Annotated in this window: 19 protein-coding genes and 1 pseudogene; 15 read left to right on the top strand and 5 right to left on the bottom strand. The window is 72.5% G+C overall.

All coding sequences use genetic code 11. From position 1 onward, the window contains the following. Positions 1–102: 102 nt before the first annotated feature. The 9 genes from ACFYY7_RS14835 (at position 103) to ACFYY7_RS14795 (ending at position 11,040) form a co-directional block, all read left to right on the top strand. Positions 103–900, top strand: a complete 798-nt coding sequence (locus ACFYY7_RS14835; protein WP_388661567.1) for a TIGR03084 family metal-binding protein — start codon at positions 103–105, stop codon at positions 898–900. After that, positions 897–2,612, top strand: coding sequence for an acyclic terpene utilization AtuA family protein (locus tag ACFYY7_RS14830; RefSeq protein WP_388661565.1), 1,716 nt, complete (start codon positions 897–899; stop codon positions 2,610–2,612). Before ACFYY7_RS14835 ends, ACFYY7_RS14830 begins: the two co-directional genes overlap by 4 nt. Continuing rightward, entirely contained in the window at positions 2,609–4,216 is a 1,608-nt protein-coding gene (locus tag ACFYY7_RS14825; RefSeq protein WP_388661563.1) for an acyl-CoA carboxylase subunit beta, read from the top strand. The genes ACFYY7_RS14830 and ACFYY7_RS14825 overlap by 4 nt, the downstream gene beginning before the upstream one ends. A 7-nt stretch (positions 4,217–4,223) precedes the next feature. Then, positions 4,224–6,215 (top strand): biotin carboxylase N-terminal domain-containing protein, encoded by a 1,992-nt coding sequence (locus ACFYY7_RS14820; RefSeq protein WP_388661561.1) that lies wholly within the window; start codon positions 4,224–4,226, stop codon positions 6,213–6,215. Further along, positions 6,212–7,372, top strand: a complete 1,161-nt coding sequence (locus tag ACFYY7_RS14815) for an acyl-CoA dehydrogenase family protein (RefSeq protein WP_388661559.1) — start codon at positions 6,212–6,214, stop codon at positions 7,370–7,372. The genes ACFYY7_RS14820 and ACFYY7_RS14815 overlap by 4 nt, the downstream gene beginning before the upstream one ends. Before the next feature lie 67 nt (positions 7,373–7,439). Beyond that, positions 7,440–9,065: a 4-coumarate--CoA ligase family protein gene (locus tag ACFYY7_RS14810; protein WP_388661557.1), complete on the top strand. Its 1,626-nt coding sequence runs from the start codon at positions 7,440–7,442 to the stop codon at positions 9,063–9,065. Further along, positions 9,062–9,835, top strand: coding sequence for an enoyl-CoA hydratase family protein (locus ACFYY7_RS14805; RefSeq protein WP_388661555.1), 774 nt, complete (start codon positions 9,062–9,064; stop codon positions 9,833–9,835). The genes ACFYY7_RS14810 and ACFYY7_RS14805 overlap by 4 nt, the downstream gene beginning before the upstream one ends. Next, complete coding sequence (locus ACFYY7_RS14800; RefSeq protein ID WP_388661553.1) at positions 9,823–10,416, top strand: TetR/AcrR family transcriptional regulator; 594 nt, start codon at positions 9,823–9,825, stop codon at positions 10,414–10,416. Before ACFYY7_RS14805 ends, ACFYY7_RS14800 begins: the two co-directional genes overlap by 13 nt. Positions 10,417–10,494: 78 nt before the next feature. Further along, entirely contained in the window at positions 10,495–11,040 is a 546-nt protein-coding gene (locus tag ACFYY7_RS14795) for a GNAT family N-acetyltransferase (protein WP_351261739.1), read from the top strand. A 259-nt stretch (positions 11,041–11,299) separates the two neighbouring features. Here ACFYY7_RS14795 and ACFYY7_RS14790 read toward each other — a convergent pair whose 3' ends face one another. Next, the gene (locus ACFYY7_RS14790) at positions 11,300–11,944 is read right to left on the bottom strand and encodes a hypothetical protein (protein WP_388661551.1); all 645 of its coding nucleotides are present in this window, start codon (positions 11,942–11,944) and stop codon (positions 11,300–11,302) included. A gap of 337 nt (positions 11,945–12,281) precedes the next feature. Between ACFYY7_RS14790 and ACFYY7_RS14785 the strand changes: the two are divergent. Both ACFYY7_RS14785 and ACFYY7_RS14780 read left to right on the top strand, forming a co-directional pair. After that, a pseudogene (locus ACFYY7_RS14785) lies at positions 12,282–12,401 on the top strand (TetR/AcrR family transcriptional regulator); the annotation flags it as partial. Between the two features lie 26 nt (positions 12,402–12,427). Next, on the top strand, positions 12,428–12,562 hold the full coding sequence (locus ACFYY7_RS14780; RefSeq protein ID WP_388662042.1) for a hypothetical protein: 135 nt from the start codon (positions 12,428–12,430) through the stop codon (positions 12,560–12,562). A 56-nt stretch (positions 12,563–12,618) separates the two neighbouring features. Here ACFYY7_RS14780 and ACFYY7_RS14775 read toward each other — a convergent pair whose 3' ends face one another. Next, entirely contained in the window at positions 12,619–13,728 is a 1,110-nt protein-coding gene (locus ACFYY7_RS14775; protein ID WP_358942081.1) for a citrate synthase 2, read from the bottom strand. 220 nt (positions 13,729–13,948) lie between these two features. On the opposite strand from ACFYY7_RS14775, the gene pdxH reads away from it, so the two are divergent. Both pdxH and ACFYY7_RS14765 read left to right on the top strand, forming a co-directional pair. Further along, positions 13,949–14,581 (top strand): pyridoxamine 5'-phosphate oxidase, encoded by a 633-nt coding sequence (gene pdxH, locus ACFYY7_RS14770; RefSeq protein WP_388662010.1) that lies wholly within the window; start codon positions 13,949–13,951, stop codon positions 14,579–14,581. Between the two features lie 373 nt (positions 14,582–14,954). Next, positions 14,955–16,313, top strand: a complete 1,359-nt coding sequence (locus tag ACFYY7_RS14765) for a PAS domain-containing protein (protein WP_388661549.1) — start codon at positions 14,955–14,957, stop codon at positions 16,311–16,313. 39 nt (positions 16,314–16,352) lie between these two features. On the opposite strand, the gene ACFYY7_RS14760 is transcribed toward ACFYY7_RS14765, so the two are convergent. Beyond that, a complete protein-coding gene (locus ACFYY7_RS14760; RefSeq protein ID WP_388662008.1) occupies positions 16,353–17,108 on the bottom strand; it encodes an SIS domain-containing protein in 756 nt (251 codons plus the stop codon). A gap of 214 nt (positions 17,109–17,322) precedes the next feature. Here ACFYY7_RS14760 and ACFYY7_RS14755 point away from each other — a divergent pair, with 214 nt between their 5' ends. After that, on the top strand, positions 17,323–18,015 hold the full coding sequence (locus ACFYY7_RS14755) for a metal-dependent transcriptional regulator (protein ID WP_266730631.1): 693 nt from the start codon (positions 17,323–17,325) through the stop codon (positions 18,013–18,015). Positions 18,016–18,773: 758 nt separating this feature from the next. Further along, on the top strand, positions 18,774–19,667 hold the full coding sequence (locus tag ACFYY7_RS14750; RefSeq protein WP_388662006.1) for an alpha/beta fold hydrolase: 894 nt from the start codon (positions 18,774–18,776) through the stop codon (positions 19,665–19,667). Positions 19,668–19,787: 120 nt separating this feature from the next. Here ACFYY7_RS14750 and ACFYY7_RS14745 read toward each other — a convergent pair whose 3' ends face one another. Continuing rightward, positions 19,788–21,440: a transporter gene (locus tag ACFYY7_RS14745; RefSeq protein ID WP_388661547.1), complete on the bottom strand. Its 1,653-nt coding sequence runs from the start codon at positions 21,438–21,440 to the stop codon at positions 19,788–19,790. Beyond that, positions 21,437–22,276: an ABC transporter ATP-binding protein gene (locus ACFYY7_RS14740; protein ID WP_388661545.1), complete on the bottom strand. Its 840-nt coding sequence runs from the start codon at positions 22,274–22,276 to the stop codon at positions 21,437–21,439. Before ACFYY7_RS14740 ends, ACFYY7_RS14745 begins: the two co-directional genes overlap by 4 nt. Positions 22,277–22,301: the final 25 nt, after the last annotated feature.

The following is a 22,301-nucleotide window of genomic DNA, read 5'->3' as shown; positions in this document are numbered from 1 at the left end:
CCCCGAGGAACTCCCGCAGAAAATAATGCAAGCATGCTTGCTTGTTTATTGGTCCGCTGTCATGCTCCTGGGCACACCGCCACGCCCCGAGGGGAGCGCACCGTGCCCGATGTCGCAGCCGTGATCGGCGATCTGCGCGACGAGAGCGAGGAACTCGACGGACTGGTGCGGGAGTTGAGCGCAGGCCAGTGGGCCGCCGCGACCCCCGCCCCCGGCTGGAGCATCGCGCATCAGATCGCCCATCTCACCTGGACCGACGAGGTCGCGCTGCTGGCCGCCACCGATGCCGAGGCCTTCGCGGGGGAGGTGGCCAGGGCCATGGATGCGCCCGAGTCCTTCGTCGACCGGGGCGCCGAGGAGATCGCCGCCGCCCTGGCCCCGGAGGCGTTGCTCGCGCGGTGGCGGGCCGGGCGGGAGCGGCTGGAGGCGGTGTTGCGCCAGGCCCCGGCGGGCACCCGCATCCCGTGGTACGGGCCGCCGATGAGCGTCGCGTCCATGGCGACCGCCCGGATCATGGAGACCTGGGCGCACGGCCAGGACATCGCCGACGCCCTCGGGGTCACCAGGACCCCCACCGCCCGGCTGCGGCACGTCGCCCGGATCGGGGTGCGGGCCCGCGACTACGCCTATCTGGTACGGGGGATCAAGGCGCCCGAGGTTGAGTTCCGGGTAGAGCTCGAAGCCCCGGGCCACGGGCCGGTCGTCTTCGGGCCCGAGGACGCGCCGCAGCGGGTCACCGGCCCGCTCGTCGACTTCTGCCTGCTCGTCACCCAGCGCGCGCACCGCGACGACCTCGCCGTCCGGGCGGTCGGCCCCGACGCCGACCAGTGGCTCGACATCGCCCAGGCGTTCGCCGGGCCCGCCGGACCTGGCCGCGCACCGCGGGGAGAAGGCAAGTGACCGCACCGCTGCGGATAGGCAACGCCTCCGGCTTCTACGGCGACCGCTTCGACGCCATGCGCGAGATGTTCACCGGCGGCCCCCTCGACGTCCTCACCGGGGACTACCTCGCCGAACTGACCATGCTCATCCTCGGCCGGAGCAGGCTCAAGGACCCCACGCGTGGCTACGCCACCACCTTCCTGCGCCAGCTCGAAGAGGGCCTCGGGCTCGCCCACGAACGCGGGGTGAAGATCGTCGCCAACGCGGGCGGACTCAACCCGGCCGGACTGGCCGACGCCGTGCGGGAGCTGGCGCGGAAGGTCGGCGTCCCGGTGCGCGTCGCCCATGTGGAGGGCGACAGCCTCCCCGTGCCCGAGGGGTTCCTCACCGCCAACGCCTACCTCGGCGGCGCCGGGATCGCCGCCTGCCTCGACGCGGGCGCGGACATCGTCGTCACCGGGCGGGTCACCGACGCGGCCCTCGTCACCGGACCCGCCGCCGCCCGCTTCGGCTGGGGGCCCGGCGACCTGGACGCGCTCGCCGGGGCCGTCGTCGCCGGGCACGTCCTGGAGTGCGGCACCCAGGCCACCGGGGGCAACTACTCGTTCTTCCGGGGCCACGACCTGCGCCGGCCCGGCTTCCCCATGGCCGAGATCCACGCCGACGGCTCGTCCGTCATCACCAAGCACGACGGCACCGGCGGCGTCGTCGACCTCGGCACCGTCACCGCCCAACTGCTGTACGAGACCGGCGGCGCCCGGTACGCCGGACCGGACGTCACCGCCCGGCTCGACACCGTACGGCTGACCCAGGACGGACCCGACCGGGTCAGGATCTCCGGCGTACGCGGCGAGGCCCCGCCACCCACCCTCAAGGTCGGGCTGAACCGGCTCGGCGGCTGGCGCAACGAGGTCGTCTTCGTGCTCACCGGCCTCGACATCGAGGCCAAGGCCCAGCTGGTGCGCGAACAGTTCGCGGACGCGCTCGCCCGCTCCGGCGCCGAACCGGACGAGGTGCGGTGGGAGCTGTCCCGGACCGACCGGGCCGACGCCGCCACCGAGGAGACCGCGAGCGCCCTGCTCCGGCTCGTCGTCCGCGACCAGGACCAGGAGACCGTCGGGCGCGCGGTCTCCGGCGCCGCGATCGAGCTGGCGCTCGGCAGCTACCCCGGCTTCCACGTCACCGCCCCGCCCGGCAAGGGCGCACCGTACGGGGTGTTCGAGGCCCGGTACGTACCGGCCGGCGAGGTCCCGCACGTCGCCGTGCTCCCCGACGGGCGGCGGGAGAGCCTGGCACCTCCCGCGACGACACAGCCGCTCCGGGACGCCGCGGAACCGCCACTGCCCGCACCCCTGCCGGACCCCGGGCCCACCCGGCCCGCCCCGCTCGGCCGGATCGCGGGCGCCCGCAGCGGCGACAAGGGCGGGGACGCCAACGTGGGCGTTTGGGCCGTCGACGACGACGCCTGGCGGTGGCTGGCCCACGAGCTGACCGTCGAACGGTTCCGGGAACTGCTGCCGGAGACCGCCGGACTCACCGTCGTACGCCACCTCCTGCCGAACCTGCGCGCCCTGAACTTCACCGTCCACGGGCTGCTCGGCGAGGGCGTCGCCGCCCAGCACCGGTTCGACCCGCAGGCCAAGGCGGTGGGGGAGTGGCTGCGCTCCCGGCACCTGCCCATTCCCGTATCGCTGCTGGAGACCGCCCACGCACCGGAGGCGCACGCATGACCGTCCTGCCCACCGCGCTCGACACCGCGAGCCCCGAATACGCCGCCAACCGCACGGCCATGCTCGCCAAGCTCGACGAACTGGCCGACGAGCACACCAAGGCGCAGGCGGGCGGCGGCGAGAAGTACGTGGCACGGCACCGCTCGCGCGGCAAGCTGCCGGCCCGCGAGCGGATCGAGCTGCTGATCGACGAGGACACTCCGTTCCTGGAGCTGTCGCCGCTCGCCGCCTGGGGCAGTGAGGCCCCCGGGTACACGGTCGGCGCCTCGCTCATCACGGGGATCGGGGTGATCGAGGGCGTGGAGTGCCTGATCACCGCCAACGACCCGACCGTACGCGGCGGCGCCTCCAACCCCTGGACCCTGAAGAAGGCCCTGCGGGCCAACGAGATCGCCTTCGCCAACCGGCTGCCCTGCGTCAGCCTCGTCGAGTCGGGCGGTGCCGACCTCCCCTCGCAGAAGGAGATCTTCATTCCCGGCGGGGCGCTGTTCCGCGACATCACCCGGCTCTCCGCGGCCGGCATCCCGACCGTCGCCGTCGTCTTCGGCAACTCGACCGCGGGCGGGGCGTACGTACCCGGCATGTCCGACCACACCGTCATGATCAAGGAACGGTCCAAGGTCTTCCTCGGAGGACCGCCCCTGGTGAAGATGGCGACCGGCGAGGAGAGCGACGACGAATCGCTCGGCGGCGCCGAGATGCACGCCCGCACCTCCGGTCTCGCCGACCACTTCGCCGTCGACGAGCAGGACGCGCTGCGCCAGGCCCGCCGGATCGTCGCCCGCCTCAACTGGCGCAAGGCACACGCCGATCCGGGCCCCGCCGAGCCGCCCAAGTACGACGAGGACGAGCTGATCGGCATCGTGCCCGGCGACCTGAAGGTGCCCTTCGACCCCCGCGAGGTCATCGCCCGGCTCGTCGACGGCTCCGACTTCGACGCGTTCAAACCGCTGTACGGGACCAGCCTGGTGACCGGCTGGGCGACCCTGCACGGCTACCCCGTCGGCATCCTCGCCAACGCGCAGGGCGTGCTGTTCAGCGAGGAGTCGCAGAAGGCCGCCCAGTTCATCCAGCTCGCCAACCAGCGCGACATCCCGCTGCTCTTCCTCCACAACACCACGGGCTACATGGTCGGCAAGGAGTACGAGCAGGGCGGCATCATCAAGCACGGCGCGATGATGATCAACGCGGTGTCGAACTCGAAGGTCCCGCACCTGTCCGTGCTGATGGGCGCCTCGTACGGGGCCGGGCACTACGGCATGTGCGGCAGGGCCTACGACCCGCGCTTCCTCTTCGCCTGGCCCAGCAGCAAGTCCGCCGTCATGGGCCCGCAGCAGCTCGCCGGGGTGCTCTCCATCGTCGCCCGTGCCTCCGCCGCCGCCAAGGGGCAGCCCTACGACGACGAGGCCGACGCCGGACTCCGCGCCATGGTCGAGCAGCAGATCGAGTCCGAGTCACTGCCCATGTTCCTCTCCGGGCGGCTGTACGACGACGGAGTCATCGACCCGCGCGACACCAGGACCGTCCTCGGGATGTGCCTGTCCGCGATCCACACCGCCCCGGTCGAAGGCGCCCGCGGCGGCTTCGGCATCTTCCGGATGTGAGGAAGACATGATCAGCACCCTCCTCGTCGCCAACCGGGGCGAGATCGCCTGCCGGATTTTCCGCACCTGCCGGGCGCTCGGCATCGCCACCGTCGCGGTGTACTCCGACGCGGACGCCGACGCGCTCCACGTACGGGAGGCCGACACCGCCGTACGGCTGCCCGGCGCCGCCCCGGCCGACACCTATCTCCGCGGCGACCTCGTGGTGCGCGCCGCGCTCGCGGCCGGTGCCGACGCCGTCCACCCCGGCTACGGATTCCTCTCCGAGAACGCCGGATTCGCCCGCGCCGTGCAGGACGCCGGACTCCTCTGGGTGGGCCCGCCGGCCAAGGCCATCGAGCTGATGGCGTCCAAGACCCGCGCCAAGGAACTGATGGCTGCCGCCGGGGTGCCGCTGCTCGCCCCCGTCGACCCGGCGAAGGCCACCGCCGACGACCTGCCGCTGCTGCTCAAGGCGGCGGCGGGCGGCGGCGGGCGCGGGATGCGGATCGTGCGCGAACTCGCCGAACTGCCCGCCGAGTTGACTGCGGCAGCAGCGGAGGCGGCAGCCGCGTTCGGGGACGGCGAGGTCTTCGCCGAGCCGTACGTGGAACGCGGCCGGCACGTCGAGGTCCAGGTCATGGCCGACGGGCACGGCGGGGTCTGGGCGCTCGGCACCCGCGACTGCTCGCTCCAGCGACGCCACCAGAAGGTCATCGAGGAAGCCCCCGCCCCCGGACTCGACGACGCGCTGCAGGGCCGGCTGCACGACGCCGCCGTGGCCGCCGCACACGCCGTCGGCTACCAGGGCGCGGGCACCGTCGAGTTCCTGCTCGCCGCCGACGGACGCCCGTACTTCCTGGAGATGAACACCCGCCTCCAGGTCGAGCACCCCGTCACCGAAGCGGTCTTCGGCCTCGACCTCGTCGCCCTCCAGCTCCGCGTCGCCGAAGGCGAACCACTGCCCGCCACCGCACCCCCCGCACCGCACGGCCACGCCGTCGAGGCCCGCCTCTACGCCGAGGACCCCGCCCGCGACTGGCAGCCGCAGACCGGAGCACTGCACACCTTCCACGTACCCGACGAGCCGGGCCTGCGCCTCGACACCGGGTACACCGACGGCGACACCATCGGCGTCCACTACGACCCGATGCTCGCCAAGGTCGTCGCCCACGCCCCCACCCGCACCGAAGCCGTACGGCTGCTCGCCCGCGCCCTGGAACGCGCCCGCATCCACGGCCCGGTCACCAACCGCGAGCTGCTCGTACGGTCCCTGCGCCACCCCGACTTCCTCGCCGCCCGCCTCGACACCGGGTTCTACGACCGCCACCTGGACGCCCTCACCCGGGCCCCGGCCCAGGCCGATCCCGGACCCCGCCTCGCCGCCCTGGCCGCCGCCCTCGCCGACGCCGCCGCCCGGCAGCAGGCACCCGGCCCCGCCCGCTTCGGCGCCTGGCGCAACATCTCCTCCCAGCCCCGGACCAAGCGCTACCGCGCCGAACCCGACGGCACCGAACACGAGGCCGCCTACCGCACCACCCGCACCGGCCCCGTCCCCGAAACCGGAGAACGCGTCATCGCCGCCCGGCCCGACCGCGTCACCCTCGAAACCGGCGGCGCCACAGCCCCGTCCGGCGGCATCACCCGCCACTTCGACATCGCCGTCCACGGAGACAAGGCGTACGTGGACACCGCCACCGGCTCGTACACCCTCACCGCCCTGCCCCGCTTCACCGACCCCACCGACCGCACCGAACCCGGCTCGCTGCTCGCCCCCATGCCCGGCACCGTCGTCCGCGTCGCGGACGGGCTCGCCGAAGGGGCGGCGGTCACGGCCGGACAGCCACTGATCTGGCTGGAGGCGATGAAGATGGAACACCGCATCCTCGCCCCCGCCTCCGGCACCCTCACCGCACTCCACGCCGCACCCGGCCTCCAGGTGGAGGTCGGCACCCTGCTCGCCGTCGTACAAGACGCACAGACCGTCGTGCAAGACGTACAGGAGGAACCGAAGCGATGAGCACCGTCCTCGAAACCGAAGAGCACCAGGCCCTGCGCACCGCCGTCGCCGCACTCGGAAAGCGCTACGGACGCGACTACATGACCTCCGTCGTACGCGACGGCGCCCACCCGCACGAACTGTGGACCGAAGCCGCCAAGCTCGGCTACCTCGGCGTGAACCTCCCCGAGGAGTACGGCGGCGGAGGCGGCGGCATGGCCGAACTCTCCATCGTCCTGGAGGAGTTGGGTGCGGCCGGCAGCCCGCTGCTGATGATGGTGGTCTCCCCGGCGATCTGCGGCACCGTCATCGCCCGCTTCGGCACCGAGGCCCAGAAGCAGCAGTGGCTCCCCGGCCTCGCCGACGGCAGCCTCACCATGGCCTTCGGCATCACCGAACCCGACGCCGGATCCAACTCCCACCGCATCACCACCACCGCCCGCAAGGACGGCGAGGACTGGCTGCTCACCGGCCGCAAGGTCTTCGTCTCCGGCGTCGACATCGCCGACGCCACCCTCATCGTCGGCCGCACCGAGGACGCCAGGACCGGCCGGCTCAAGCCCTGCCTCTTCATCGTCCCCCGCGACGCCCCCGGCTTCGGGCGCTCACAGATCGACATGGAACTCCAGGCCCCGGAGAAGCAGTTCGAGCTGGTCCTCGACGACGTACGCCTCCCCGCCGACGCGCTCGTCGGAGACGAGGACGCCGGGCTCCTCCAGCTCTTCGCCGGGCTCAACCCCGAACGCGTCATGACCGCCGCGTTCGGCATCGGCATGGGCCGCTACGCACTCGCCCGCGCCGTCGACTACGCCAAGACCCGCCAGGTGTGGAAGGACCCCATCGGCTCCCACCAGGCCATCGCCCACCCGCTCGCCCAGGCCCACATCGAACTCGAACTGGCCCGGCTGATGATGCAGAAGGCCGCCCGGCTCTACGACGACGGCGACGACATCGGCGCCGGCGAGGCCGCCAACATGGCGAAGTACGCGGCGGGCGAAGCCTGCGTCAAGGCCGTCGACCAGGCCGTGCACACCCTCGGCGGCAACGGCCTCACCCGCGAATACGGCCTCGCGTCCCTGATCACGGCGGCCCGCGTCGCCCGGATCGCCCCCGTCAGCCGGGAAATGATCCTGAACTACGTCTCCCACCAGTCCCTGGGCCTCCCCAAGTCCTACTGAGCCCCGCCAGTCCGTCCCCGACACCGCCGCTCCGGTCGCCCACACCGCCGCCCCGAAGGGACCCGCCATGGTGCTCGTGTTCCACAGCGACTACCCCGCCGTACCGGTACTCGACCTGCCCATCCATGACGCGGTCCTGGGAGAGGCCACCGCCGCGTACGGCGACACCGTGGCCCTGATCGACGGGACGGACGACGGCTCCGCCCTCACCTACCGGCAACTCGACGCCTTCCACCGCAAGAACGCCGCGGCGCTCGCCGAGGCAGGGCTGCGCAAGGGCGACGTACTGGCCCTGCACAGCCCCAACACCATCGCCTACCCGGCCGTGTTCTTCGGCGCGACCCGGGCAGGCGCGACCGTCACCACCGTCCATCCGCTGGCCACGGCGGAGGAGTTCGCCAAACAGCTCCGCGACTCCTCCGCCCGCTGGATCGTCACCGTCTCCCCGCTCCTGGCGACGGCCCGCGAGGCCGCCGCACTCGTCGGCTCGATCGAGCAGATCTTCGTCTGCGACCGGGCCGAGGGACACACCTCCGTACTCGACATGCTCGCCACCACCGCCCCCGAACCCCGCGTCACCGTCGACCCCGGCGAGGACGTCGCCGCCCTGCCCTACTCCTCCGGCACCACCGGAACCCCCAAGGGCGTCATGCTCACCCACCGCTCCATGGGCACCAACCTGGAGCAGCTCCGCCCCTTCATCCCCATGGGCCCCGGCGCCCGCATCCTGGCCGTACTGCCCTTTTTTCACATATACGGGCTCACCGCCCTGATGAACGCCCCGCTGCGGATGGGCGCCACCGTCGTCGTACTGCCGCGCTTCGACCTGGACCAGTTCCTCGCTGCGATCGAGAAGCACCGGATCACCGGCCTGTACGTGGCCCCGCCGATCGTGCTCGCCCTCGCGAAACACCCCTCGGTCGAGCGGTACGACCTGTCCTCGCTGGAGTACGTCGTCAGCGCCGCCGCCCCGCTCGACGCCGCGCTCGCCGCCGCCTGCTCCCGGCGCCTGGGACTGCCGCCCGTGCGCCAGGCGTACGGCATGACGGAACTCTCGCCCGCCACCCATGTCGTCCCGCTCGCCGCCGAGAACCCGCCCCCGGGCGCGGTCGGCAGGCTCCTGCCCAGCACCGAGATGCGGATCGCCCCGCTCGGCGGCGACGGCCCCGAAGACACCCCGGCCGGCACCGACGGCGAGATCCTGATCCGCGGCCCGCAGGTGATGAAGGGCTACCTCGGCCGCCCCGAGGCCACCGCCGACATGATCGACGCCGACGGCTGGGTGCACACCGGCGACATAGGACACGTCGACGCCGACGGCTGGCTGTACGTCGTCGACCGGGTCAAGGAACTCATCAAGTACAAGGGCTACCAGGTCGCCCCCGCCGAACTCGAAGCACTGCTGCTCGGCCACGAGTCGATCGCGGACGCCGCCGTCATCGGCGTGTACGGCACCGACGGCAACGAGCTCCCCAAGGCGTACGTCGTCCGGCAGCCGTCCGCACCGGACCTCACGCCGGACGACGTCATGGCGTACGTCGCCGAGCGCGTCGCCCCGTACAAGAAGATCCGGCAGGCCGAATTCATCGACGCGATCCCGCGCGCCACCTCCGGCAAGATCCTCCGCCGCGAACTGCGCGACCGGGAGAAGTCCCGCAGGACCACCAACGGCCAAGGAGACCACCGACCATGAAGGCGCTCGCCGGCCCCGCGCACGACCGGGGCATCACCACGCTCACCCTCGACTCGCCCGCCAACCGCAACGCACTCTCCGCGGCCCTGGTCGGCGAGCTCACCGCCGCCCTGGACACCTGCGCGGCCGACGACACCGTACGGGCCGTCGTCCTCACCCACACCGGCAACACCTTCTGCGCGGGCGCCGACCTGACCGCACCGCCCGACCCGGCGGCCTTCGTCGCCCTGATGCGGCGGATCGTCGCCCTGCCCAAGCCCGTCGTCGCCCGGGTCACCGGCCACGTACGGGCGGGCGGCCTCGGCCTGCTCGGCGCCTGCGACATATCGGCGGCCGGCCCCGACGCCTCCTTCGCCCTCACCGAGTCCCGCCTGGGCCTGGCCCCCGCCGTGATCTCGATGCCCCTGCTGCCCCGCCTCGACCCGCGCGCCGCCGCCCGCTACTACCTCACCGGCGAACGCTTCGACGCCACCGAAGCCTCCCGCATCGGCCTGATCACCCTCGCCGCCGGGCCCACCGGGCCCGCCGAGGACACCGAGGACGCCGAGGACATCGACAAGGCACTCGCCCCCGTCCTGGACGGCCTGCGCAAGGCGTCCCCACAGGGGCTGGCGGCATCGAAGAAGCTGGTCACAGCTACTGTGCTGAGCAACTTCGACCAGCATGCCGAAGACCTCATCGCCCGCTCGGCGGCCCTCTTCGCCTCCGCCGAGGCCCGGGAAGGAATGACGGCCTTCCTCGAACGACGGGACCCCGCATGGGTGTTGTGACGCCCCCCACCGACCGGACCCCCAAGCAGGACCGCAGCCGGGCCACCCGCCGCCGGCTCCTCGAAGCCGCCGTCGCCTGCCTCGCCGAACACGGCTGGGCGGGCTCCACCGTCTCCGTCGTCGCCGAACGCGCGGGCGTCTCGCGCGGCGCCGCGCAGCACCACTTCCCCACCCGCGAGGACCTGTTCACCGCCGCCGTCGAGTACGTCGCCGAGGAACGCTCCGCCGCCCTGCGCGCCCTGCCCGTCCAGGGCCGCACGGACGTGATCGCCGCCCTCGTCGACCTCTACACCGGCCCGCTCTTCCGCGCCGCGCTCCAACTCTGGGTGGCCGCCTCCAACGAGGCACAACTCCGCCCCCGCGTCACCGAACTCGAAGCCCGCGTCGGCCGCGAGACCCACCGCATCGCCGTCGAACTCCTCGCCGCCGACGAGACGGAGCCCGGCGTACGCGAAACCGTCCAGGGCCTCCTCGACATGGCCCGCGGCCTGGGCCTGGCCAACGTACTCACCGACGACACGGCCCGGCGCCGCAGGGTCGTGGCGCAGTGGGCTGCGCTGGTGGAGGACGCGCTGGGGTGAGGGGCCCCTCCGAGGGCAGGCGCGTGGTCGGCCCCCGGATATCCTTCCTCGTTCCTGACAGGCCAGGGGGCCCGCACCATGAGCAGCACCACCGCATCACCCTTTCCCGAGCGCATCGAGCTCACGGGGGAAGGCCTCGTCCTGCGCGACTGGACCGAAGGCGACCTGGCCGCGATGCCGGATCTGTTCGACCACCCCGACACCGCGTACTGGACACCCCTCGTCTCCCCCTTCGACGAAGCTGCCGCCCGCGCCCGGCTGGACAAGGCCCGGCGGCTGCGGGCGGAGGGCACGACCATCCTGCTCGCGATCGCCACCGACGGCGGCGCGGCGCTCGGTGAGGTGATGCTGCGGCGCGCCCCCGAGGGCACCGAGCTCGGTTACGCGGTCGGCCCGGCCCACCGCGGCCAGGGGCTGGCCACGCGGGCGGTGCGGGTGATGGCCGCGTACGCCTTCGAGCAGCTGGGCGTGGAGCAGGTGATCCTGGAGCTGGAGGCCGAGAACGCGTCCAGCGTCGCGGTGGCCACGAAGTCTGGATTCCGCCTGCTTGATGTACCGCTGATCGAGGGGGAGGAGAAGGGGCGGCCGTACGTCCTGCAGACGTGGGGTCTGAACCGCCCCTGACGCAAAGGGGCGCGTGGTTCGTGAGGGTCCGCAGGGGCAGGGCCGGGGCGTGGCCGCGTACGGGACGATGTCGTTCCACCTCAGGACCGACCGGCTGAACTTGCGGCCGTGGACCGAATCGGACACCGCTGAGCTGCGTGCCCTTCGCGCCGAACGTGGCGAGGGGACAGCTTCGTCGTCTGGGAGCCGGTGGTGGGGCCGCGGGCCGGGCATGCCGTCAGGGACGGGATGCCCGGCCCGCGGACACGGGAACGGCTGATCAGCTGGTCCAGAGGACCGGGCTGTCGCTGTACGCGTCACCCTCCTCGAACGAGGCAACCGCGATGGGGTCGGTCTTCGTGGCGCTGAGCGAGCAGGTCTCGTACGACGCGCCCTTGGTGGTGAAGTCGCGGGGTGCCGTCTCGCTGTCGCACTTGCCAGGGAGGTCGCCGATCAGAATGACGCCCGTGGGGCCTCCGCCTTCCAGCTTGCCGCGCAGCCTCAGCGACGAGTACGACAGGTCGGTGCCGCCGACGTTCTCCACCTTCATCCGGATGTAGTAGGGCGTCATGCCCTTCGCCTTGTCACCGAAGGCGGCCATGTCGGCCTCGGCGCCCTTCTCGATCGCCGTGACGGTCACGGCGACGGTGCCCTTCTTGTCGGTCCCGTACTTGAACGGCAGGATCGCTCGGTCACCTATCTTGAACTTCGTGCCCGGTGCGGCGACGTCACCACCGGCCGGAGCGGCAGCGTCGTCGCTGGGGTCCGCGGACGGGCTCTTGCTGTCCGGGTCGGACGACGCCGGGGCGGAGGCCGGCGGCGAGTCCTGCGCCGATGCCGCGTCCTCGCCGTCGTTGCAGGCCGTGAGCCCGAGCGCCAGGGTGGTGAGGGCAACTGCGGAGACGATGCGTCCCTTGTGTGTCATTTTGGCCTAACTGGCAGTGAGGGCTGCCCATACGGCAGCCGGAACGTTCAACTGGGCGAAGCGCCCGGCCATGTGACCGGACGCGCCGACGCGGCACGACGACGGCGGTGTGTCAACGAGGCGCGCCACGACGCCATCTCAGGCTGAGGCGGGAATGACACAGACTCGCCACAGGCGCGGCACAGGCGCGGCACAGGGCGCGGCGGGTGCGGCACAGGGCGCGCGCGAGGCGTGCGGCACAGGTGCGTGACGGGCGCGGCACGGCTCGGAGGGCGTGGCTCCTGCGGCCTGCCTCGCCGAACACGGCTGGGCGGGCTCCACCGTCTCCGTCGTCGCGATGCGCGCCGACGTCTCGCGCGGGGCCGCCCAGCACCATTTCCCGACCCGCGAGGACCTGCTCACCGGAGCCGTCGAGTACGTCGCCGAGGAACGCTCCGCCGCACGCACTGCCGCGCCGAGTCCCCGCTCACCGAATGGACCGGCATGGACAACGCCTTCGCGTACGGCAGCCTCGGCTTCACCTTCTGGGGACGGCCCGACCTGACCCCCCGCTTCCTCGCCGAGTTCGGGCTCTGTCCGGGCAAGCACCGCACGGCCTGCGTACGCGGCAAGATCTGAACGGAACGGAACGGACGGGGGTGCCGCGGCGTCTCCCGTCCGTCCGGACCCGGGCCTCAGTTCCCCAGATCCGCCAGCTGCTCGTACCCCGGGATCTCCCGCGGATCACGCGAGCCCGGACCCACGTAACGCGCCGAAGGACGCACCAGCCGGCCCGTCCGCTTCTGCTCCAGGATGTGCGCCGACCAGCCCGCCGTACGGGCACAGGTGAACATCGACGTGAACATGTGCGCCGGAACCTCCGCGAAGTCCAGCATGATCGCCGCCCAGAACTCCACGTTCGTCGCCAGCACCCGGTCCGGGCGCCGCGCGTGCAGCTCCTCCAGCGCGGCCTTTTCCAGCGCCTGCGCCACCTCGAAGCGCGGCGCGCCCAACTCCTCGGCCGTACGCCGCAGCACGCGCGCCCGCGGGTCCTCCGCCCGGTAGACCCGGTGCCCGAAGCCCATCAGCCGCTCGCCCTTGTCCAGGGCCTTCTTCACGTACGCGGTGGCATCGCCGGTCCGCTCGATCTCCTCGATCATGCCGAGCACCCGGGACGGCGCACCACCGTGCAGCGGACCCGACATGGCACCCACCGCACCCGACAGCGCCGCCGCCACATCGGCGCCGGTCGACGCGATGACGCGGGCGGTGAACGTCGAGGCGTTCATGCCGTGCTCGGCGGCCGACGTCCAGTACGCGTCCACGGCCTTCACGTGCTTGGGGTCCGGCTCGCCCCGCCAGCGGATCATGAACCGCTCGACCACGGAGTTCGCCTTGTCGATCTCGCTCTGCGGGACCATCGGCAGCCCCTGCCCGCGCGCCGACTGGGCGACGTACGACAGCGCCATCACGGCGGCCCGCGCCAGGTCGTTGCGGGCCGTCTCCTCGTCGATGTCGAGCAGCGGTTTCAGACCCCACACGGGGGCGAGCATCGCCAGCGCGGACTGCACATCGACCCGGATGTCCCCGGAGTGCACCGGGATCGGGAACGGCTCGGCCGGCGGCAGACCGGGGTTGAACGCCCCGTCGACCAGCAGGCCCCAGACGTTGCCGAACGACACATGGCCGACGAGATCCTCGATGTCGACACCCCGGTAACGGAGCGCACCGCCTTCCTTGTCCGGTTCGGCGATCTCCGTCTCGAACGCGACGACTCCCTCTAGTCCCGGTACGAAGTCGGACATGGCGGCTCCCTCGGTCGACGGCTCTGCGCGGGCCACAGTGGCCTGCCTCAGATACTGGCGGGTCACCCGGGACACGGGGAAGCGTGACATCCGGCACAGGACCTCGAATCGGCCCCGCTCCCGCGCCACCCTCCTTGCCGGGCCGGGCCCGCCGCTGCGGCAGGATGACCCCGTGCCCACCGCAGATTCACCCTCCGATTCCATCACCGATCCGGCCGCGATGCGCGAGCAGTACCGCTCCGAGGGCTTCACCGAGAACACGCTGGCCGCCGACCCGATGCAGCAGTTCGCCCACTGGTTCCGGCAGGTCGCCGTCGGCGGGCTGCTCCACGAGCCCAACGCCATGGTGGTCTCCACCGCCACCCCCGAGGGCCGGCCCTCCTCGCGCACAGTGCTGCTGAAGAAGTACGACGAGCGGGGCTTTGTCTTCTTCACCAACTACGAGTCCCGCAAGGGCCGCGAGCTGATCGCCAACCCGTACGTCTCGCTGCTCTTCCCCTGGCACCCGATGGCCCGCCAGGTCATCGTCACCGGCCGGGCGGACCGCGTCGGCCGCGACGAGACGGCCGCCTACTTCCGCACCCGCCCGCACGGCTCCCAGCTCGGCGCCTGGGCGAGCCCCCAGTCGACGGTGATCGGCTCCCGAGACGAGCTGCTCGCCCGCTACGAGGAGCTCGCGGCCCGCTACCCCGAGGGCCAACAGGTCCCCGCGCCCCCGAACTGGGGCGGTTTCCGCGTCGTCCCCGACACCATCGAGTTCTGGCAGGGCCACGAGAACCGGCTGCACGACCGGCTGCGGTACGTACGCGAGGAAGGCAGCGAGGACTGGCGCGTGGAGCGCCTCTGCCCTTGAAGCCTTTCGGACATGCCTCAGGCCCTCCGGACATGCAGAGACCCGCAGGCTCTGGTCCCTCCTTGCGGAGGAGCCGGCCGGACTTACCGGCGAGCCTGCGGGTCGGTGACTGCTTGGGATTGGCCGACGACCGGCCTGCACTGCAAAGAGCGCGACAACGGGCGTCAGCCCGCAGTCACCTCACGAGTCCGAGAAGAAATCACTTCCGGAACACCTCCTTTCTTCGCTGGCAGCAGCCTAGGAACGTCTCTGGCACCGCACAAGCGAATTAATGCGCCGGTCGATTTCAGGGAAGTCGGTGTGTGCTGGGTCACCTTCGAGTTCAATGGTCTGACGTGCGGAAATGCCGGATGCGTCCTGCGGGGGGTACGGGGTGAGTGCGTCCACAAGCAGTGGAACGGCCGAGGCGCTCGGGCCCGACGAGGGGCCGGGGGCGGGGCCCGGGGCCGAGTTGCTCGCGGCGTTGCTCGACGGGATGGACGCCGCGCTCTGCGCGTTCGACGCGGACGGCACGATCACCCACTGGAACCGCGAGGCCGAGCGGATCCTGGGCTGGTCCGCCCAGGAGGCCGTGGGGCGGCCCGGGTTCGCCGGGTGGGCGGTGCGGCGGGCGGACGCGGTGGAGGTGCAGGGGCGGCTGATGGCGGCGATGGATGCGCCGGGGCGCCGGGTGCATGAGTTCGCGCTGCTGCGGAAGGACGGCGGGCGGGTGCTGGTGCGGACCCAGTCGGCCGGGGTCCGGGGCGCGGACGGCAGACCGGCCGGGGTGTACTGCGCGTTCAGCGAGGTGCATGCGCAGATCGATCTGGAGCGGTCGATCGCGCTGAGCGAGGCGCTGTTCGAGGACGCGTCCTGGGGTGTGGTGCTGGTCGACGCGGATCTGCGGCCGACGATCGTCAACGCGCACGCGGCGCGGGCGCTGGGCGGCGGCCGTACGACGCTGCTGGGGCGCCCGCTGGGCGAGCTGATCGCGCAGGGCGTCGAGGATCTGGAGGGCGCGTTGCAGCATGTGCTCGCCGAGGGCGCACCACCGGCGCCCGCCGAGCTGTGGGTGACGCTGCGGACGGCGGAGGGGCAGCGGCGGCGGTGCTGGCGCAGCGGTTTTCTGCAGCTGGCCTCGCCGCTCGCCCAGGAGCCGGTTCCGCTGGGGGTGGGCTGGCTGTTCCAGGACGTGACGGCGGAGAAGCTGGCGGCGCAGGAGGCGGACCGGATGCGGTTCCGGTCGAACCAGCTGCACCGGGCCTCGCGGTCGGCGTCCGAGTGCGAGGACCCGATGGAGGCGGCGACGTCCTACCTGGACTACGCGCTCGCGGGCTTCGCGGACCACGCGCTGGTCGATGTGGTGGCGGGGGAGCGGCTGGTGCGGGTGGCGGCGACCCCTGCCGGTGAGCCGGGGCCGTGTCGGCCGGTGGCCGGCGGTTCCATTCCGCTGCGGTACGCGGCGGGGCACCCGGCCCTTCAGGCGGTGGACCGTGCGGGGTCGGTGCGGGCGAGCGCGGGTGCCGGGTCCGGGGCCGGGGTGTGGGCGGCGGAGCGGCAGTGGCCGGGCGACGCCGTGCACGCGCTGTGCGCGGTGCTGCGGAGCCGGGGGCGCACGCTGGGCGTGGTGACGTTCCTGCGCTCCGCCCACCGCGCCGCCTTCGAACGCCCCGACGCGGCGTACGCGGAGAGCGTGGCGGTGCGGGTGGCGGCGGCGGTGGACCTGGCGCAGGTGCTGGCGACGACGAGGTGAGGGGCGCTGCGGTGTCCGTTACCCGTCACCGGTGCGCTTCTACTGGCGGTAGAAGATCCGGTCGCCGTACTCCGTCATGACCCGGCCGTTCCATTCGTGGCCGCCGTCGACGTTGCCCGAGCGCAGCAGGGGCGGTTCGATCCCCCGGGCCACCAGCTGCTCCGCCGCGGCGGCCATCATGGCCTGCATCAGCGCGCTGGTGACGACCGTCGACGCGGGGGCGAAGGGGGCCTCGATCCCGTCGAGCGTCAGCTCCGCGTCGCCGATGGCGATCTTGCTGTCGAGCACGATGTCGCAGTGGTCCCGCAGGAAGCCGCCCGAGCTGTGCCGGGATCGGGTGCCGTCCGCGTACGCCACCGATGTCACGCCGATGACCTTCAGGCCGAGCGCCCGCGCGTTCAGCGCCATCTCCACGGGGAGGGCGTTGCGTCCGGAGAGCGAGATGATCACGAGGACGTCGCCGGCCGCGGCGGGGCTGGAGTCCAGCACGGCGCCCGCCAGTCCGTCGACCCGTTCCAGTGCGGAGCCGAGTGTCGCGGGCATGACGTCGACGCCGACCGTCCCCGGTACGGCCATCAGGTTCATCAGGGCGAGGCCGCCCGCCCGGTAGACGACGTCCTGCGCGGCGAGCGAGGAGTGTCCGGCGCCGAAGGCGAAGAGCCTGCCGCCCGCCTCGACGGTGTCGGCGATCGCGGCACCGGCGGCCGCGATGTTGCCGGACTCCTCGTTGCGTACCCGCTCCAGCAGGCCGATCGCTGCGTCGAAGAACTGACCGGCCAGCTTGCTGTCGCTCATCGAGGAGCCCTTTCCGGCGGGGGAGGTGTTCATGGGTGTCCGTGCCGCGATCACGTTGCGGTCTGGACCAGTGACATGTCAATACCGCCTGTCCGGCTCCGCCGCACGGTGTTCGACCGGCCCGGCACGGTTGTCGGCGGTATGCGTCAGAATTGGGGGAGGGCCAGCGCGCAGCGCTTACGACGTTTTCCTGTCACAGCATCGAGGGGCACGAATGTCCGGACTGATCGACACCACGGAGATGTATCTCCGCACCATCCTCGAACTCGAAGAGGAAGGCGTGGTCCCCATGCGCGCCCGGATCGCGGAACGGCTGGACCAGAGCGGTCCGACGGTCAGCCAGACGGTGGCGCGGATGGAGCGTGACGGCCTGGTGCAGGTCGCGGGTGACCGGCATCTGGAGCTGACCGACGAGGGGCGCCGCCTGGCGACGCGTGTGATGCGCAAGCACCGGCTCGCCGAGTGCCTGCTCGTCGATGTGATCGGCCTGGAGTGGGAGCAGGTCCACGCCGAGGCGTGCCGCTGGGAGCATGTGATGAGCGAGGCGGTGGAGCGGCGGGTGCTGGAGCTGCTGCGCCACCCGACGGAGTCGCCGTACGGGAATCCGATCCCGGGCCTGGAGGAGCTGGGCGAGAAGGCCGAGGCCGACCCGTTCATCGACGAGGGCATGGTGAGCCTGTCGGAGCTCGACCCGGGGGCGGACGGCAAGACGGTGGTCGTGCGCCGGATCGGTGAGCCGATCCAGACGGACGCCCAGCTGATGTACACGCTGCGGCGGGCGGGTGTGCAGCCCGGTTCCGTGGTCAGCGTGACCCAGTCGCCCGGCGGTGTGCTGGTCGGCAGCAGCGGTGAGGCGGCGGAGCTGGACACCGAGGTCGCCTCGCACGTGTTCGTGGCCAAGCGCTGAGAGTCTCCCTGCGGGGAACCACTGCCGTCCGGCGCCGCTGAGGGGTGCCGGTCGGCGGGAGGGTCGAGCGGACGCCCGGCGGCCGGATCCCCGCTGTCGGGGTGCTGCTTGGCCGGATTTCGCGGCCGGGGCGCCGCCGGAGCATTGAGGCGGCTCGTCCGCCGCCTGTTTCCGTCCGGAATGGCAGCGCCCGGACGGATCCCGTGCCAGGCTGTGGCTGAGGCATACCTGAGAGTGTCGGCCACCTGGCCGCGCGGTCGGGGAGGGAGCAGGCGCATGCGCCCGTCGTACTGGCAGGTCCGGCAGGTCCGGCACGCGTACCGGAGGGTGGTCGCCGAGGTCCCGGCCGCCCGTGAATCGTGCGCCGGTGCCCATGAATCGCACACCGCCGCCCCTGGAACCGGAACCGGCGCCGGCGACGGCGACCGCCGATGCGCATCCCCGTCGGCGGCTTTCCCGGAAGCAGAGGGCCCCGGCGCCTCGCGGCGCCGGGGCCTGTCCTCCCCTGCTTCGACCTGGAGCCCCGAGCTCTCGAGGTCGATCCCCACGGGCCCTCATCCCCGAGTGGCCCGCCTCCCGGAGAAGGTCTCCCCTCCGCCACCGCGGTCAATCCTCGGGGCCGGTCACTCGAACGAGCGGTGTTGCGTGGCAGAAGCCAGTTTTCGAATACGAGTTCGATAGTCTGGCGTGACGCGGCCAGGCGGCGATCGAGCAGTGATCAAGCGGTGATCGAGGACCAGAAGGGGGTGCCAGGACATATGGTGCGGCGCATCGATGTGACCGGGACCGACGGCGTACGCCTCGCGGCCTGGGAGTTCGCCGACCCGCCCAAGGGGCGCACGGAGGGCGAGCGCGCCCCCGGGGTCTTATTGCTCCACGGCCTGATGGGCCGGGCCGCGCACTGGGCCTCGACCGCCCGCTGGCTCACGGAGCGGCACCGGGCGGTCGGCCTCGACCAGCGCGGGCACGGCCGCAGCGACAAGCCGGCCGAAGGCCCGTACACCCGTGATGCGTACGTCGCCGATGTCGAGGCCGCGATCGAACAGCTCGGCCTCGCCCCCGTCACCCTCGTCGGGCATTCGATGGGGGCGCTCACGGCCTGGCAGCTCGCCGCCAAGCGCCCCGATCTCGTCCGGGCCCTGATCATCTGCGACATGCGGGCCTCCGCGCTGGGCGCGGCCTCGCAGCGCGAGTGGGAGGACTGGTTCAAGTCCTGGCCGGTGCCGTTCGCGACGCTCTCCGACGTACGGAAGTGGTTCGGCGAGGACGACCCCTGGGTGGAGCGGCCCAACCCGGCCCGCGGCGAGTTCTTCGCCGAGGTGATGGCCGAGCGGGCCGACGGCTGGCGCCCCGTCTTCTCCCGCCGCCAGATGCTCCGGTCCCGCGCGACCTGGGTGTTCGACGCGCACTGGGAGGAGCTGGCGCAGGTCCGCTGCCCGACCCTGGTGCTCCGCGGGCTCGACGGCGAGCTGGGCCGGGCGGAGGCCCAGGAGATGGTCCGCGTACTGCCGCGCGGGCAGTACGCGGAAGTGGCCGACGCCGGCCATCTCGTCCACTACGACCAGCCCGAGGGCTGGCGCGCGGCGGTCGAACCCTTCCTGGAGCAGTTCGCCGAAGATTCCCAGGAGGAGCGCGAGCCCGTCTCGCCGTGACGGGATGGCGGGACGGGCCGTCGTGACGGAATGAGGCGGGGGCCGCCGTGACGGGAGCGGCGAGGCCGCGCGCCCGGGGGCCGGGCGGCGGCCGCCCTCGGCCCTCGCCCGCCTCGGCCCTCAGCCCTTGCTGACCGCCGCCAGGATCTCCGGGAGCCGGTCCGCGGTGCGCGGGGCGGCGGCCCGCAGCCCCGCCCAGGCGATCAGCGCCCCGTACCCGGCCCCCACGGGCAGCAGCAGCCACAGCCACTGCTCGTGGTCCGCGACGTGCAGCCAGATCGTCACCGCGATCAGCGGTGCGCAGAGCAGCCCCGCCGAGACCATGCCGCCGAAGATCGAGATCCAGGCGAGTCCGGCCTGCCCCGGCGCCACGTTCTTGAACGCCCCGTCCTGCGGGATCGAGTACGGGAAGTTCGCCGAGGCCACCGCGCCCGTCGCCAGCATCCCGCCCAGCAGGGCGAGCGACAGCCCCATGACCTCCGGCAGCGCGGCCCAGTCGTCGAGCATCGCGGCGGTCACCACCGTCACCACGATCGTGTAGGGCAGCGTGATCAGCAGCAACGCCAGCGCCCGCGCCCGCAGTTCCAGATAGGCGTCCCGGGTCGAGGAGATCGTCAGCGCCACCATCCAGAACGCCGAGGTGTCCTGCCCGAACTGGTTGTACATCTGGATGCCGAGCATCCACGCGGCGAAGCAGGCGAAGTAGACCGAGCCGGTGCCCTGGAGCGCGTTGAGGACCGGCACGATCAGCCCGATCGCCAGCGCCGTGGTCCAGGCGGCCTTGGTCTTCGGATCGCGTGCGATGTACCGCAGACTGCGCTCCATCACCGTCCCGGTGCGCCCCTGGGGCAGCAGCGCGGCAAGCCCGGAGCGGCCCGCGCCGCCCTTGCCGGCCTTCTCGCGGCCCGGTCCGGCGGCGGCCAGGGTCGAACCGTCCGGGGCCGTCATCAGCTTCACCAGACTCCGCTGCCACAGCCACAGCAGCGCGGCCAGCGCCGCGACGGAGAGCAGCAGCTGTACGGACGCCTGCCCGTACGAGCCCCGCGACGCCGAGTCCACCGCCCCGATCGCCGAGGCGGGCGGCAGCCAGCGCACCACGTCCGCGGCCGGGTCGAGCGTGGACAGCCCGCCGGCCCGGCCGAGCCGCTGCGCACCGAAGTTGACGACCTGGAAGCCCACCGCGATCACCAGCCCGCTGAGCACCGCGAGATCGCGGCCCTTGCGCGAGGTCAGCAGCCGGGTGTTGGCCGTGGCCACGGCCCGCGCCAGCGCCACGCACACCAGCAGCGCGAGCGGCGCGGCCACCACGGCGAACACCGCGCCGGCCGCCCCCCGCGCCACCGCGAACACCGACCCGGCCGCCAGGCAGAGCGTGAACAGCGGACCGATCCCGACCAGTGAGGACACCAGCAGCGCCGAGACCAGCGGGCGCGGCCGCAGCGGCAGCATCACCAGCCGGCTCGGGTCGAGGGTCTCGTCACCGCTGGGGAAGAACAGCGGCATCACGGCCCAGCCGACCGCCGCCACCCCCGCCAGCAGCACGACGAGGGACGCGGCGTGGGCGTGCCCGTGCAGCGCGGTCAGCCCGAGCAGCAGGCCCGCGGCGCACAGCAGGGTGACGACGACGGAGGTGACGTACGCGGCCCGCCGGCCGGCCGACTGCCGCAGCCCGTTGCGCAGCAGGGTCAGCTTCAGCCGTACGAAGACGGGGACCAGGTTCTCGCCCTCGGGCCGGCCGGGGGCGGCCCCCACGGGGGCGTCGAGCACGCTCATCGCTTGCCGTCCAGCCAGTCGAGGGAGCCGTCGGCGGCGCGGGAGCCGGCGCCGACGAGTTCGAGGAAGGCGTTCTGCAGCGAGGGCGCGTCGCCGCGCACCTGGGCCAGGGTGCCCTGGGCCCGGATCGTGCCGGCCGCCATGACGGCCACCCAGTCGCAGAGAGACTCGACGAGCTCCATCACATGGCTGGAGAAGACGACGGTCGCCCCCGAGCGGGTGTACCGCTCCAGGACCTCGCGGATGGTCTGCGCCGAGACCGGGTCGACGCCCTCGAACGGCTCGTCCAGGAACAGCACTTCGGGGTTGTGCAGCAGCGCGGCCGCGAGCCCGATCTTCTTCCGCATGCCGGTCGAGTAGTCGACGACCAGCTTGTGCTGGGCGCCCGCCAGGTCGAGCACATCGAGGAGCTGGGTGGCCCGCTTGTCGACCTCGGCGCCCGGCAGCCCGCGCAAGCGGCCGGTGTACGCGAGGAGTTCGCGCCCCGAGAGCCGCTCGAAGAGCCGCAGCCCCTCCGGGAGCACGCCGATCCTGGACTTCACCTCGACCGGGTCGCGCCACACGTCGTGGCCGGCGACCTCGACCTTGCCCTGGTCGGGGCGGAGCAGTCCGGTGACCATCGACAACGTGGTGGTCTTGCCCGCGCCGTTGGGCCCGACCAGACCGATGAACCTGCCCGCGGGCAGCTCCAGATCGATCCCGGCCACCGCGGTCTGTTGCCCGAACCGCTTCCACAGCCCCTGTACGCGAACGGCGGGCGTCGCCTCACCGGCTCCGCCCGCCTCTTCCGCCCCGTCCGCCCGTACCGTTCTGTCGGTCTCTGCGCGGTCACGCATGATGCCTCTGCCTTTCGGTGGCCCC

The organism is Streptomyces sp. NPDC001933 (assembly GCF_042890955.1).
In the GTDB taxonomy this organism is placed as follows: Bacteria; Actinomycetota; Actinomycetes; order Streptomycetales; family Streptomycetaceae; genus Streptomyces.
This window is presented reverse-complemented; position numbering and strand designations above follow the sequence as displayed.

What these genes read in the sequence shown, in the direction of transcription:
- ACFYY7_RS14745 (WP_388661547.1), bottom strand. Translation starts at nt 21,440, where the DNA reads ATGAGCGTGCTCGACGCCCCCGTGGGGGCCGCCCCCGGCCGGCCCGAG.
- ACFYY7_RS14810 (WP_388661557.1), top strand. Translation starts at nt 7,440, where the DNA reads ATGGTGCTCGTGTTCCACAGCGACTACCCCGCCGTACCGGTACTCGAC.
- ACFYY7_RS14750 (WP_388662006.1), top strand. Translation starts at nt 18,774, where the DNA reads ATGGTGCGGCGCATCGATGTGACCGGGACCGACGGCGTACGCCTCGCG.
- ACFYY7_RS14760 (WP_388662008.1), bottom strand. Translation starts at nt 17,108, where the DNA reads ATGAGCGACAGCAAGCTGGCCGGTCAGTTCTTCGACGCAGCGATCGGC.
- ACFYY7_RS14820 (WP_388661561.1), top strand. Translation starts at nt 4,224, where the DNA reads ATGATCAGCACCCTCCTCGTCGCCAACCGGGGCGAGATCGCCTGCCGG.
- ACFYY7_RS14790 (WP_388661551.1), bottom strand. Translation starts at nt 11,944, where the DNA reads ATGACACACAAGGGACGCATCGTCTCCGCAGTTGCCCTCACCACCCTG.
- ACFYY7_RS14805 (WP_388661555.1), top strand. Translation starts at nt 9,062, where the DNA reads ATGAAGGCGCTCGCCGGCCCCGCGCACGACCGGGGCATCACCACGCTC.
- ACFYY7_RS14815 (WP_388661559.1), top strand. Translation starts at nt 6,212, where the DNA reads ATGAGCACCGTCCTCGAAACCGAAGAGCACCAGGCCCTGCGCACCGCC.
- pdxH (WP_388662010.1), top strand. Translation starts at nt 13,949, where the DNA reads ATGCGCGAGCAGTACCGCTCCGAGGGCTTCACCGAGAACACGCTGGCC.
- ACFYY7_RS14800 (WP_388661553.1), top strand. Translation starts at nt 9,823, where the DNA reads ATGGGTGTTGTGACGCCCCCCACCGACCGGACCCCCAAGCAGGACCGC.
- ACFYY7_RS14775 (WP_358942081.1), bottom strand. Translation starts at nt 13,728, where the DNA reads ATGTCCGACTTCGTACCGGGACTAGAGGGAGTCGTCGCGTTCGAGACG.
- ACFYY7_RS14755 (WP_266730631.1), top strand. Translation starts at nt 17,323, where the DNA reads ATGTCCGGACTGATCGACACCACGGAGATGTATCTCCGCACCATCCTC.
- ACFYY7_RS14825 (WP_388661563.1), top strand. Translation starts at nt 2,609, where the DNA reads ATGACCGTCCTGCCCACCGCGCTCGACACCGCGAGCCCCGAATACGCC.
- ACFYY7_RS14780 (WP_388662042.1), top strand. Translation starts at nt 12,428, where the DNA reads ATGGACAACGCCTTCGCGTACGGCAGCCTCGGCTTCACCTTCTGGGGA.
- ACFYY7_RS14795 (WP_351261739.1), top strand. Translation starts at nt 10,495, where the DNA reads ATGAGCAGCACCACCGCATCACCCTTTCCCGAGCGCATCGAGCTCACG.
- ACFYY7_RS14740 (WP_388661545.1), bottom strand. Translation starts at nt 22,276, where the DNA reads ATGCGTGACCGCGCAGAGACCGACAGAACGGTACGGGCGGACGGGGCG.